Source organism: Mesorhizobium sp. M0136, from assembly GCF_040322515.1.
In the GTDB taxonomy this organism is placed as follows: Bacteria; Pseudomonadota; Alphaproteobacteria; order Rhizobiales; family Rhizobiaceae; genus Mesorhizobium.
This window is the reverse complement of the sequence record NZ_JAMYTP010000012.1, coordinates 101396-113936: the sequence shown is the minus strand read 5'-3', so window position 1 is coordinate 113936 and position 12541 is coordinate 101396. Positions and strand designations below refer to the sequence as shown.

Sequence of the window (12541 nt, the reverse complement as noted above, 5' to 3'; positions counted from 1 at the left end):
GATCGGAGATTTTGCTTTCCACATCGGACCCGATGCGGTTCACGGGCTGTAATCATGCGACCGCAATAGACCTCAAATACGCGAAAGCCAGATCAAACAACGTGCATGAAGTGTGGTGCCAGCAAGACGATTTGCAACGCGCGAGATAACGCCGCTCGCATTCTAGCCAGCCCGTCGCCGAACGATATTCACCGCGATTGGCAGGGAGAGAGCTACGTCGACACCGGAATGGGATTTGTCGTGCGCAAGGCGGTCTTAACTGACATTGGTCGCTATCTCTACGGCGACCTGTATTCGACGCGCGGGAGCGTCATCAATCCCAAGAAGGTCTATGTCATCGCCAAGGAATGGAACTGTGCGGAGTAGCAGTTCGCGCGGCTTGGCCGTTGGGCAGATCGGAGATATGATATCACGGTCCATTTCAAAATTTTTTTCGCACTAAGTTTCAGACCATCGGTGGCGCAAATGCCTGCCAGAAAAACGTCTACTCCTTCCGCCCAGATCGGAATGCATTTGTTCGCGTGGCCGAACCGATGATCCGCACCGAGCGCGTAATTCAAAATCCGCCTGGCGCGATTTCTAATCAACGCTGCAATCTGGTTCAAAAGGCAAGCCGTGATGGGCCCTAGGTTCGCCTGCAACGCGGATAGGCCGCGTCCAACTGAGATTAGTTTGGTCACTATGACCTCTGCGGCTGATGAGCCGCAGGCCGCCCGCGTCTTTTCACGCTAGATGCGTGCCCGGGGGGGCGGGCGCGAGGCTGACGCCAACATCGGCCGTCAAAATCCCCTAGTTTGTATCGCCACGGGGGCGTTCAAAAGGCCGATCGAAATCCCTAGTTCATTTTTGTCTATTGGACTAAGAATTTTCCGTAGCGACCAATCGGAAAATAAATGGAGTTAACCAGCTTATGTCTTCTCTCTTTCCTCCTATTCTATTAGAACTTCCTAATAGAAGTCTCTTCTAGAGTCGGGCGAGACGTTGGAGGAAAAAAAGAAAAAAGATGGGAACCCATTTTTTCCTTCGATTGATCGCCACGGAAATTCTTAGTTCAATAGACAAAAATGAACTAGGGATTTCGATCGGCCTTTTGAACGCCCGAGGGTTACTCTTCTTCCACGACAATCTCTGGCAATACCTCACTATGTGTCGATGTTCCGAAACTTCGCGGGCCACTTCATGCCGATGGCAGACAACAGAAGTTTGCAGACCCGTAATCTATTGGACCGAGGCAATGGTTGGTTCAATCCATTCGCCGACATCCTATAGACAACGCAACGTGGCCACTTCAACTTCCGTTTCTGGCGCTTAAATCTCGTGGACCAACCACCGGAGATCAGGCATGCCAATACACAGCACCTACCGCGCCAGGGTCAGAGCGTCCGCCCGCCTTGCGATCAGTCGAGAGGTCGCGCGTCTGATTGTCGATCAGTCTGTACCCTATCTCGAAGCCGCTAGACGAGTCATCCAAGACCCTGACTTCTACGAGACGTTCCTCGACGCACGTTGGAACGGTAAGAGTGTCAAGCAACCGTCGGCCAGCGCGGTCTTGGTGTGGTTCACCAGACTTGGGCTAACTCCCGAGCAGTTGATTGGGCATATCCGACGCGAGATGAACGCGGGGCGTTCCGAAGATCGGTACCACTGCGGTTGAAAGGGCGACGCCGCGGATCCACGATGGACGTCTAATTCCCTCTAGGGACGTCCTTCGCTCATCAGAACCTTGCGCTAGATTTCCCCGGGCCAGGAGGCACCCTGCAGCGGATCCTTACTGTTGAGGCCCGAAGGGACTCGGCGCCGCGAGAAGGCGCTGTAGCGGTGCCTGTATGAGTCAAGAAGAGCCATCCAGGATTGGCGGCTGTCATCAATCGGTCCCATCCGCGCTATCCGGCGCCATCATGTCCAAGGGATGCGACTCCTCGAGCTTCTTGATCGCGGCCTGCAAACGCGGCCTCCGTTGTTCACGGCCCTCTTCCCGCAGCGCTTGCAGGCGATCGAATGAAACGGACGGAACAAATTCAACAGACGTCAGATTGCCGCGCGATGAATATCGAAACTCCATCTTCATGGCCCCTACAAGGCCCACGCCGTTGGCGATTACAGCAGCGAGTTCGTTCAGTCGGGCGGCAAACCCGAACAGCAAGGCGGTCGCCGTAGGGCATTGGCGACTGGCGACATTATCGACCAGCCTCTCATAATCCTTGACCCAGATCAGCTCCCCAATGCCTCGGCCGGGACCCTCGTTGGGGGACAGTGCCGCGTACAAATATGCTGGCAAGAAGTCCTCCTCGTACACAATTCCTTTGTCCCCTCTAGCCCACACGATTTCTGCATTGCCGCTCTGGTTGACCCGTGCATCCAAGAAAACGCGGGGGGTCCTTTTTTGTTGGGTGACCAGTTTACTCCAACCGAGAGGATCAAGTAGAAGTCCGACGTTTCTTGCATTGACACCAAAGTCGAAGGACGTGCTGACCAGCATCCAGTTAAGCTCGGAATACAGTTTTGAGCGTCCGCCCTTGTGGCGCTTTCTAGCGATTGCCAGATAGTCAGCACTCGAAACTGTGGGGTCGAATCTATTAGACATTTTGAAAGTCCTTGGAATGCGACAAGGCGAGCAGCCACGGGGCTCGCTTTCGAGCGCCGCAGCTTCGGGCGTGGATTTGTTGGTGAGAGAACACTATGTGTTCGAAGGAGCATTGCGTTCGAAACGCTGAACAATGTGGTGGTATGAATCCGGAGCTGTGTAGCCGGCGTCTGTCACCAATTTGGCGGCACGTTTCATCACGTCGATCGTGGGTCCGATCGCGTGAAAAACGGCGTCGTCATAGTGAAGGTCTATCTCCGAAGCGAGTTCACGCAAAAGATCGTTCAGCGCGTTCGCCGTTGTTGGGTCGATTTTCATTTTGTAATTCCCGCGTTTGGCTTTCAGCGCCGCCGAAGCTCAGGTAAGAGACGATAGAGATGATATCTATATATCGAATTCAGTATTTTAACACTGTGTACGATACATAAGGCGGCGGGCACCTCGTTCAATACGCAGGTGAAGATTTATTTCGGAGGATTGGATGTCGACGACAGACTGGGAAAACCTGATCAGCAATCTGTTGAAGGCAGAACTGAAGATGAAGGGAGTGACCTACGCTCAGCTTGCTGAAAAATTGGCAGCGCTGGGAATCCAAGAGAAGGAAGCCAATATTCGCAACAAGCTGGCACGGGGTCGATTCAGTGCAGTTTTTCTTGCCCAGTGCCTCAAAGCCATTGGTTCGCAACGATTGCGCCTCGACTGATAGGCCGGAAGCATCGGGCAAGGCAGCCGTCTTTCGAGGCTTGCTTGTCAAAGGTTTCCTAACCGCATCTGAGCGCACCTGGCGAAGTTGCTTTCCCTTGTGAGACGGACGGCGGGCCGCGCCTTCATGATCGACACTGCTTATCGTGCCCTGACTGACTGGCCGGTACCATACCCGCAGGATCAGCGTGCTCGGGCTGGCGCAAGTAGTCGTGATCTTGCCGACTAAGTTTGACAACAAACAGTCGCTCCAGTACGGAGCAGCGCTTCTTCGCATTCTCCGCAACGGAGATCATAGATGCGCATTAAACATCCAATCACCAATGATTCGATGCCCTGTTGACACGGAGTCAACAACGGATTCGAATGGAAATTGGCCGATTTGGAGAGAGAAGCTATGGACTGGACAAGCATCGCCGCCACCAAAGTCAACGATTTGACGAAGACTCGCTCTGTTGGAAGGCCAGTTAATTCTCATGTCGTACTGTCTCGACCGGCCCCTAAGCCGGATTATGACCTCATGAAAAAAGCAATCCACAGCGCTCCCGATCCGGCTCCGAGCAAGAGCAGCGAGCGAAAGTAGCCGCGTGGTGGCCAAAGCGCCGCTGGTTGAACTGCCATTTCCGCGAGGAAACGGGCTTCCGACGCAGTCGCCTCTCTATTGGGTTGGACAAAAAGACCGATATCTTCGGCAGGTGCTCATTCGAGATATCGAGGAGCTGACAGGTAGACGCCTTATCGTTTATTTTGCAAATCGCTTCCGTGATGAGGCCGGCATTGACGACGCCGACCCAGTATACCTGATGGAGCTACTCAGCGACGTCAACACTGGTGACCCGGTTGACCTTTTGATTGAGACCAACGGAGGGAAGACAGATTCGACCGAAGCCCTGGTGACGCTCCTGCAGAACAGATTGGTGGACTATCGTGCCATCGTAGCCAATGCGGCGAAGAGCAACGGGACTCTTCTTTGCCTTGCAGCAAAATCAATCATTATGGGCGCGCCATCCGAACTCGGTCCGATTGACCCACATTTGAATGGCATTCCCTGCACGGTCTTATCTGATCCCGTCGTGGCCCAGTCGAACTTCCCCCTCCATAGCCTTGCGCTGCTTGCGATGAAGCAGACCAAGAAGCTCGCCGAGAGTCTCCTGCGAAATGGCATGCTGCAGGGCAGCGCGCCGGGCGAGGTCGAACGAGTTGCGCAGGCGTTGGGTAGTCGGGATACATATTTCTCCCACGGGTCGGTGATAGATCATCGGGAAGCGGCTCAATTGAACCTGAAAATCCAATACCTTCCGCCTGGCGATGAGCTATGGGAACGGATTTGGCTCCTCTATTCGATGTACGATTTTGATGTTCGTCGCGATAACTACCTGAAGATATTTGAAGGACGTGCCCGGAGTACAGCGATTGGAGCCCCCCCGAAGGTTGTGTAATATAGACGCCTCGCCACCTCTTCGCCTTGGCAGAGACTAACGGCGACCCCCTAGGGGGTCATCAGCTTGAGGGAAGTCCGAAAACAGCTTCTCGCTTCGCGCAAAGGCTCGTAGCAGCCTTCTTGCCTACACTTCGATGGTTTCCTCGCCGGAAGTGACGACCCTTTGCGTTGGTTTGGGAAGCAGAATTTTCTCAACTGCTTTCGCGAGTGGTTCGATGCCGAAGTGGCGATAGTTACCGGCCTCGGACTTGGCAGCATGACCCTGGATATGGTTGGCTACGCTGTCCAGAATTTCGGCATCAACAGCTTGTGATTTCCACCAATGGCGAAGAGCGTGGTTCGGCGCCTTACGCCGATCGTCAAAACCTTGCTCGCGGATCCATGATGCAAGATGGTTCGTGACGCCTTTTGAAGCATGGGTCTTTGCCGGCTTGCCGGAAGATCGCTTATAGAAAAGCGGTCCATCACCTCGCTGCTTGACGAACGCTAGGAAGCCCGCCGCGATCACGGCGGAATGGATTGGAACCGTACGCTCGGAGTTTTCGTTCTTTAGTGACCCTCCGTCGGGAGCGGGCCTTATGCGCATAACATCTATGCCGTCTTCCCGGCCGATTGAGTTGCCCCATAGCTGAGCTATCTCGCCTATCCGAGCGCCACTAGTGGCCGCAAGCCAGATCAGCCAACGCCTTGGAGGTGTTGCGGTCTGCTCCGCCACGAAAAGAAGCCGACCTACCTCTTCGGTCGAATAAGGTAGCATTCTAGTGCCCGCCTTCTTAGTCGTCGCGACACCAACGCCAGCAGCCGGATTTTGACTGAGAAGTTTGTTGTCAATCGCGAAACGGTAAAGGACGTTCACAGCCGCCAGGTACGAGCCGTTAATAGTCTTGGCCGCTAAGCCCTCGGCCACCAGCTCATCCTTCCAAGAAACCAGATCGATGTCTCTAATGCGGCGCGCGTCCTCATGGCCAACGTGGGTTTGCAACGATTTGATTACCGTACGCCAGGTCGTTCGCGTACTGGCCGCCGGCGAGCGTTCCGAAGCCCATTTCTCGAACAAGCTCTGCAGAGAAACCAGACCCGTTTGGACGAAAGCAGGAAAACGGGCCGCTTTCGGGTCCGGTGAATAGTCACCATCCGCATTTCGCTTAAGCGCAAAGGCAGCGTCAGTTACCGCCTGATGAACTGCTATCAGCAGCTTGTTTCGGGTCTCTGACTCCACGATGATGGCATGAATCCCTAAGACCCAAGAAACGAGCCCGCCAAACCGCCCCTCGATCGCGGCCGGATTGTTCGAGGGCTGCAGCGCGTTCACGCCTTCGCTAAGATCCTCTCCAAAAACGGACGCCGCAATATCGTTTTCGTCGGGAAACGAAAATCCAATGGATGGAAGATTATCCAATCGGCCTTCGCGCGCTGCTCGATTTAGCGCCTTGAATGATGCCCAGTCTTTCGGTGTGCCGGGGTTCTCTTGAAACGCCTCGACGTACAGCCGATAGATCTCTCCTGACAGTGCTACAATCTGTCGTTGAGATAGGGTTGTTGGACCGACCCGCAGGGCTTCGTAAGCTCGTTCAAGCTGGGTCACCGCTATGCTAGTACGGACCTTCGCGACTAGTTTGTCGCTCGTCCCTAGCGAAAAGCTGACGACGTTGCCTAGCTTGGGTTGAATGAACAGCGCAGGATCAAACTTGCTCTTTGGAAAGTGCAATATGACCCGCTCGTTGCGGGCAACCTTCAAAATGTCAGTCGGCACCCGCCGAACGAGATAACGATTGGCCGAGTGAGGTCTCGTAGTTGGTGACGTCATTCGCAAGGCCATGTGCAGCACCTTTGTGTAGCAGTCGATGACCCGGAACCCTAGGGTTTCCAGGAAATCAAGAGCTTACAAAGGGATTGGTGCCCAGAAGAGGACTCGAACCTCCACTCCTTGCGGAACACGGACCTGAACCGTGCGCGTCTACCAATTCCGCCATCTGGGCTGGTGCGCGCTCATTAAGCGGGCGAGGGATGAGTGTCAACGCGCTTTTTTGAAAGCCGCGTTGCTTCTCCGACTCAATGCTCCAGCACTTCCTTCGATGCCACCGTCGAATCGGCGTTGAGCGTGTAGATGATCGGCACGCCGGTGCCGAGCTCGAGCTTGACGATCTCCTCGCCCGATTTGCCGTCCAGCGCCATGATCAGCGCGCGCAGCGAATTGCCGTGTGCCGCCACCAGCACCGTGCCGCCGCGCAGCACATGCGGCTGCAGATCGTGCAGGTAATAGGGCCAGACGCGCGCGCCGGTGTCTTTCAGGCTTTCACCGCCGGGCGGCGCCACGTCGTAGGAGCGGCGCCATATATGCACCTGCTCCTCGCCCCATTTCTTGCGCGCATCATCCTTGTTGAGGCCGGAGAGATCGCCATAGTCGCGCTCGTTCAGCGCCTGGTCGCGGATGGTCTCGAGCTCGCTCTGGCCAACGGCGTCGAGAATATGCTGGCAGGTCTTCTGCGCCCGGATCAGCGACGACGTGAAGGCGATGTCGAATTTCATGCCGCGCGCCCTGAGCTTGGCGCCGGCCGCCTTGGCCTCGGCATGACCCAGTTCGGTCAGGTCGACGTCGCGCCAGCCGGTAAACAGGTTCTTCAGGTTCCATTCGCTCTGGCCGTGGCGCACGAGCACGAGGGTTCTCGACATATTTGCTCCTTCAAATTTTGTGAATCGGCCAATCTTGTGGATCAGCCAAGTCTGTGGATCAGCCAAGTCTGTGGATCAGCTTGTCAGGCCGAGTACGTCCCGCATCGAATAGAGGCCCGGCTTGCGGCCGCGGGCCCACAGGGCTGCCCTGACCGCGCCACGGGCAAAGATCGCCCTGTCTTCGGCGTGGTGGGCGAGCGTGATGCGCTCGCCGGTACCGGCCAGCACCACACTGTGGTCGCCGACCACCGAGCCGCCGCGCAAGCTGGCGAAACCGATCGAGCCGCTCTTGCGCACGCCGGTATGGCCGTCGCGCACGCGAACATCGTTGCCGGCAAGTGCTACCCCGCGCCCGGCAGCGGCGGCTTCGCCGAGCAGCAGCGCCGTGCCCGACGGCGCATCGACCTTGTGCCGGTGGTGCATTTCCAGGATCTCGATGTCGAAATCGTCGGCGTCGAGCGCGCGCGCCGCCTGCTCAACCAGCACTGCCAGCAGATTGACGCCGAGGCTCATATTGCCTGACTTGACTATCGTCGCGTGGCGCGCCGCCGCCGCGATCCTGGCATTGTCTTCGGCCGAGCAGCCGGTTGTGCCGATGATATGGGCGATGCGCGCCTGCGCGGCATAGCCGGCGAATTCGACGGTCGCCGCCGGCGTGGTGAAGTCGAGCACGCCGTCGGCCTTGGCGAAGGCCGGCAGCGGATCGTCGCCGATCGCCACCTCGAGCCTGCCGACGCCGGCCAGCTCGCCGGCATCCTTGCCGATATGGGGCGAACCGGCCCGCTCGATGGCGCCGGCGACGCGGGCGCCCGGTATCGCGTGGATGGCGCGGATCAGCGCCTGGCCCATGCGGCCGGCCGCGCCCACCACCACCAGGCCCATTTCCCCCGTTTCATTGATGTTGACGGTCGGCGTGTCGCTCATGAATGTCTCCCGGCCGCCTTTTTCGCGCGACCATTTTGCGCCGCAGTCTGGATTGGCTTGGCGTCATCGACAAGCCCCAGCCCTTTCCTGCCCTGCACCCGGTGGAACCGCGCATAGACGCTGTGCGGGTCGGCCATCAACGAGGCATGCGTGCCCTGTTCGACCAGCCGGCCCTGCTCCAGCACGATGATGTGGTCGGCATTAACCACCGTCGACAGCCGGTGCGCGATGACGATGGTGGTGCGCCCTTCCATGACATGGGTCAGCGCTTCCTGGACGCGGGCCTCGGCCTCGTTGTCGAGCGCCGAGGTGGCTTCATCGAGCAGCAGGATCGGCGCCTGCCGAACGATGGCGCGTGCAATCGATACACGCTGGCGCTGGCCGCCCGACAGCGTCACGCCGTTCTCGCCGACCGGCGTGTCGTAGCCTTGCGGCTGCTGGCGGATAAAATCGTCGGCTGCGGCCTGTTGCGCGGCGCGTTCAATCTCCGCGTCGGTGGCGCTCAGACGTCCGTAGCGGATGTTGTCGCGGATCGTGCCTTCGAACAGATAGGGCTGCTGCGAAACATAGGCGATCGAGCCGCGCAGCGAATGCTTGGTGACCTTTGAAATGTCCTGGCCGTCGATTTCGATGCTGCCCGACTCGACGTCGTAGAAGCGCTGCAGCAGCGCAACCAGCGTCGTCTTGCCGGCGCCCGAGGCGCCGACGATGGCGGTCACCTTGCCGGCGGCGGCGACAAAGCTCAAATCCTGCAGGACCGGCGCTTCTTCGACATAGCGAAAGGACACGTTGTTGAAGCGCACTTCGCCAGAGGTGAATTTCGCCTCGGCGGCTCCCGGCACGTCACCCTGCTGCGGCTCGAGGTCGAGAAGCTCGTAGATCATGCGCGCATTGACCAGCGACTTTTCCATGCCGACCTGCATGCGCGCCAGCCGCCTGGCGGGGTCATAGGCAAGCAGCAGGGCGGTGATGAAGGCAAACACCGCGCCCGGCGGCTGGCCGCCGACGGTCGCCCGGTAGCCGGAATAGGCGATGACGCCGGCTACGGCGAAGCCGGCCAGCATTTCGGAGATCGGCGTCAGCCGTTCCGAGACGCGGGCGATCTTGTTTGCCCGCTGCTCGGCGCCGGCGACGAGGCCGCCGATGCGGCGCGACAGCTCTTCTTCCAGGGTGAAGGCCTTGACGATGGCGATGCCCTGCGTTGCTTCCTGCATGGCGCCGATCAGCCGCGAGTTGATCTGCACCGATTCACGGGTGATGCGACGCACCCGGCGCATCAGATAGGTGACACTGTAGATCAAAGGCGGGCCGATCAGCAGCGACATCGCGGAGAGCATCGGGTCCTGCCAGATCATGACGCCGACCAGCGCGACAAGCGATACCGCATCGCGCGCCAGCGATGTTAGCGTCATCGACAGGAGATCGCGGATGCCGTTGACGTTCTCGTTGATCTGCGCGGCGAGCCGGCCCGAGCGGGTGTCGTTGAAGAAGCCGACGCCGAGCTTCATCAGGTGGTCGAAGATGCGGCGTTGATAGCGCGCCACCAGATTGTTGCCGATTTTGGCCAGCGTCACTGCCTGGCCGTAGCTGGCCAGCCCGCGTAGCATGAAGGCGGCCAGGATCGACACGCTGATCAGCGCGATAAGATCGCCGCGCCGTTGGTAGAATATCTGATCGATGACATCCTTCATGATCCAGGCTGTGAAGGCGGTCGTCGCCGCGATCGTCACCAGGCACAGCACGGCAAGAGCATAGTACCAGCGATAATCGCGGCTGTTCTCGGCGATGATGCGGCGGATAACAGCCACGATCTCGCTGGGACGGACTTTCCCTTTGGTTGGTGCTGGAAGTGTCACGTTTGAGCGCTTTGTGGTTTCGGTTCGGCCGGGCTGCAATTCGGCAACCTCTTAACGCCCCAATGGCGGCTTGCCTATGGCCGGGGACGGCGAAACTTCGTCGCGGCGCAGCTTGTGTCCTAAACCCGCCAGCGTCGCCCCGCCGTCTGCACGCCGAACAGCGACGGATTTCTGGCATAGGCGGCCAGCCCTAAAAGCGCTGCCAGCGGATGGGTGATGACGTAGACCGGCATGCTGCGCATCAGGGCGCTGTGCGGCGCCTTGTCCTCGAAGGCAGCGCGGAAACTGCCGGTCCGAAGCGCCGGCAGGATTTTTTGCGCGATGCCGCCGGTGAGGAAAACACCCCCCCGGCTCATGAACACCAGAGCGAGGTCGCCGGCGGTGCGCCCCAGGCAGGTGACGAAGATCGACAGCGCCTCTTCGGCCACGGGATCGTTCCTTGCCAGCGCCGCGGCGGTGATCTCGGCAGGCGTGGTGAAGGGCGACGGCTTGCCGTCCGCTTTGGCCACCGCCCGGTAGGCGTTTACCAGGCCGCGTCCTGAGAGGATCTGTTCGCCGGAGATGCGACCCTCGAGCTTCTCGATATGCGGAAACACCTCGAAATCACGCGACGAGCGCGGCCCGATATCCATATGGCCACCCTCGCCGGGCACCGGTATCCAGTGATGCAGCGCATAAACCAGCCCGGCGACGCCGAGCCCGGTTCCCGGGCCGAGCACCACCCGCCCGGAATTCGGTTCCGGCTCGTCGCCGCCGATCTTTTCCATGTGCTCTTCGCCGAGCGCGACGACAGCCAGCGCCTGCGCCTCGAAGTCGTTGAGCACCACGACGTCGCCGAGACCGAGACTGGCGAACATCTGTCTCGGCTTGACGATCCATGGGCAATTGGTGAGGGGGATCTCGTCACTCTCGACAGGGCCGGCCACCGCCAGCACAGCTGAATTCGGCCGGACCGACGAACGGTCGAGCACGGCCGACTGGATCGCCTCGTCGATCGTATTGAAGTTGGCGGTTTGAACGATGGTCGGCTCGCCGGCCTCGGAATTCGCGTCAAGTACGATCGAGAAGCGCGCATTGGTGCCGCCTATGTCGCCGATCAGGATCGGAAATCGCAACAGAGTGTCGTCGTCGCTTACGCCTGGCATGCTCTCGTCCGTTCCCGACGCGTATCGCCGTTCTCTCGTTGACTAGCGCATGACCGCAAAAAGGGAAATCGGTTTTCGAAGTGGAGATGCACGGATGCAGACAGCGAACACGCTGCCCGCATCAGTGCCCCGGTCGTGGCCGCGGCAGCGGAATGCCGAACTCGGGCGTCGCCATAAAGGCGTTCACCGAGGCCGGAAGCGCTGCCGCGCCGGCTGCGAGCGTCGGCGGCGGCGAAGGCTCTGCCGCGGGAGCGGGTGCGGCCGCAACCGGCACGCCGTCGCCATAGTAGGTGACTGCTTCCGCCGAGGGCGGAGCCGGCGCGTCGAGCACGAACTGGCATTGCCTGGGCAGGTTCGCCATCGTCATCACGTCGCGTGCCTTCGGCTTGTCCGGGTTCTTGTTGGGACGCCACGGCTCCTCGGTGAACCACCAGGCCAGCGCCTGGTCGCAGCCATCGCCCGGCGCCGTCGCTTCCTGCGCCTTGCAGTCGGGTGACCCAGGCTGGCAGCTGATGCGAATGTGGAAGTGGTAGTCGTGGCCCCAGAACGGCCTGACCTTGCGCAACCAGCTACGGTCGCCTTTGACCGTGTCGCAGAGCTTCTTCTTGATCCCGGGATTGACCAGGATGCGCTCGACTTCGGGATAGCTCGCGGCGCGCCTCAACAGCCGCGTATGCATCGGCGTCCACAGCCCGTCCTTCACGAGATGGGTCTTTTCGTCGACCATCAAGGTAGCGCTGATGTTTTCGCGCTCTTCGGCCGAGAGCTTGCGGTCGGGCATCGGCGTCAGCCAGATGTCGGCGTCGAGGCCGATCTGGTGCGAGGCATGGCCGGTCAGCATCGGACCGCCGCGCGGTTGCGAGATGTCGCCGATCAACAGGCCCGGCCAGCCATCGGCGGCGGCATCGCGCGACAGCTTCTCGATCAGCGCGATCATTGCCGGATGGCCCCAGCGGCGATTGCGCGACGGTCGCATCACCTCCCAGTGCCGGCCGTCCAGGGGCAGGGCGACGCCGCCGGAAAAACAGCCTTTGGAATAGAAGCCGATCGATTGCGCTGCTGCGAGTGCCGGCAGTTTTTTGGCGCCGAACAGGTCCTTTGCCCGTTGCTCGGCGCTCCCTGGCTGCGTTGCAAGCGCCGCCAAGCTGGCGACGGCCAGTGCTGCCGTCAGCGGCAGCGTTTTGCCGGGCAAGGCTCGCTTCAACATTTTCCCCAA

Annotated in this window: 11 protein-coding genes and 1 tRNA gene; 3 read left to right on the top strand and 9 right to left on the bottom strand. The window is 59.5% G+C overall.

Annotated features, from left to right (window positions below; all coding sequences use genetic code 11):
• The first annotated feature begins 105 nt into the window (after positions 1 to 105).
• Positions 106 to 366, top strand: coding sequence for a hypothetical protein (locus NKJ35_RS16550; RefSeq protein WP_352648505.1), 261 nt, complete (start codon positions 106 to 108; stop codon positions 364 to 366).
• A gap of 1498 nt (positions 367 to 1864) precedes the next feature.
• Here the strand turns inward: NKJ35_RS16550 and NKJ35_RS16545 are convergent.
• Positions 1865 to 2584: a hypothetical protein gene (locus NKJ35_RS16545; RefSeq protein ID WP_352648502.1), complete on the bottom strand. Its 720-nt coding sequence runs from the start codon at positions 2582 to 2584 to the stop codon at positions 1865 to 1867.
• 93 nt (positions 2585 to 2677) lie between these two features.
• A complete protein-coding gene (locus NKJ35_RS16540; RefSeq protein WP_352648500.1) occupies positions 2678 to 2902 on the bottom strand; it encodes a hypothetical protein in 225 nt (74 codons plus the stop codon).
• A gap of 163 nt (positions 2903 to 3065) precedes the next feature.
• Between NKJ35_RS16540 and NKJ35_RS16535 the strand changes: the two genes are divergently transcribed.
• Complete coding sequence (locus NKJ35_RS16535) at positions 3066 to 3287, top strand: DUF6471 domain-containing protein (protein ID WP_352648498.1); 222 nt, start codon at positions 3066 to 3068, stop codon at positions 3285 to 3287.
• A 586-nt stretch (positions 3288 to 3873) separates the two neighbouring features.
• Complete coding sequence (locus tag NKJ35_RS16530; protein ID WP_352648496.1) at positions 3874 to 4725, top strand: SDH family Clp fold serine proteinase; 852 nt, start codon at positions 3874 to 3876, stop codon at positions 4723 to 4725.
• A gap of 126 nt (positions 4726 to 4851) precedes the next feature.
• On the opposite strand, the gene NKJ35_RS16525 is transcribed toward NKJ35_RS16530, so the two are convergent.
• The 7 genes from NKJ35_RS16525 to mepA all read right to left on the bottom strand — a co-directional run bounded on the left by NKJ35_RS16525 (position 4852) and on the right by mepA (position 12532).
• Positions 4852 to 6546: a site-specific integrase gene (locus NKJ35_RS16525; RefSeq protein WP_352648493.1), complete on the bottom strand. Its 1695-nt coding sequence runs from the start codon at positions 6544 to 6546 to the stop codon at positions 4852 to 4854.
• A gap of 75 nt (positions 6547 to 6621) precedes the next feature.
• Positions 6622 to 6706: transfer RNA gene (locus tag NKJ35_RS16520), tRNA-Leu, on the bottom strand.
• Positions 6707 to 6779: 73 nt separating this feature from the next.
• Entirely contained in the window at positions 6780 to 7400 is a 621-nt protein-coding gene (locus NKJ35_RS16515; protein ID WP_352648491.1) for a 2,3-bisphosphoglycerate-dependent phosphoglycerate mutase, read from the bottom strand.
• A gap of 75 nt (positions 7401 to 7475) precedes the next feature.
• The gene (dapB, locus tag NKJ35_RS16510) at positions 7476 to 8300 is read right to left on the bottom strand and encodes a 4-hydroxy-tetrahydrodipicolinate reductase (RefSeq protein ID WP_352648610.1); all 825 of its coding nucleotides are present in this window, start codon (positions 8298 to 8300) and stop codon (positions 7476 to 7478) included.
• Positions 8301 to 8320: 20 nt separating this feature from the next.
• On the bottom strand, positions 8321 to 10180 hold the full coding sequence (locus NKJ35_RS16505; RefSeq protein WP_352648489.1) for an ABC transporter ATP-binding protein: 1860 nt from the start codon (positions 10178 to 10180) through the stop codon (positions 8321 to 8323).
• A 119-nt stretch (positions 10181 to 10299) separates the two neighbouring features.
• The gene (locus NKJ35_RS16500) at positions 10300 to 11325 is read right to left on the bottom strand and encodes a glucokinase (RefSeq protein ID WP_352648486.1); all 1026 of its coding nucleotides are present in this window, start codon (positions 11323 to 11325) and stop codon (positions 10300 to 10302) included.
• Positions 11326 to 11446: 121 nt separating this feature from the next.
• Positions 11447 to 12532 (bottom strand): penicillin-insensitive murein endopeptidase, encoded by a 1086-nt coding sequence (mepA, locus tag NKJ35_RS16495; RefSeq protein WP_352648484.1) that lies wholly within the window; start codon positions 12530 to 12532, stop codon positions 11447 to 11449.
• Positions 12533 to 12541 lie beyond the last annotated feature (9 nt).

Excerpts from the sequence above, each read along its gene's own strand:
- NKJ35_RS16535 (WP_352648498.1), top strand. The coding sequence starts at position 3,066 with ATGTCGACGACAGACTGGGAAAACCTGATCAGCAATCTGTTGAAGGCA.
- NKJ35_RS16540 (WP_352648500.1), bottom strand. The coding sequence starts at position 2,902 with ATGAAAATCGACCCAACAACGGCGAACGCGCTGAACGATCTTTTGCGT.
- NKJ35_RS16515 (WP_352648491.1), bottom strand. The coding sequence starts at position 7,400 with ATGTCGAGAACCCTCGTGCTCGTGCGCCACGGCCAGAGCGAATGGAAC.
- mepA (WP_352648484.1), bottom strand. The coding sequence starts at position 12,532 with ATGTTGAAGCGAGCCTTGCCCGGCAAAACGCTGCCGCTGACGGCAGCA.
- NKJ35_RS16545 (WP_352648502.1), bottom strand. The coding sequence starts at position 2,584 with ATGTCTAATAGATTCGACCCCACAGTTTCGAGTGCTGACTATCTGGCA.
- NKJ35_RS16525 (WP_352648493.1), bottom strand. The coding sequence starts at position 6,546 with ATGGCCTTGCGAATGACGTCACCAACTACGAGACCTCACTCGGCCAAT.
- NKJ35_RS16500 (WP_352648486.1), bottom strand. The coding sequence starts at position 11,325 with ATGCCAGGCGTAAGCGACGACGACACTCTGTTGCGATTTCCGATCCTG.
- NKJ35_RS16550 (WP_352648505.1), top strand. The coding sequence starts at position 106 with ATGAAGTGTGGTGCCAGCAAGACGATTTGCAACGCGCGAGATAACGCC.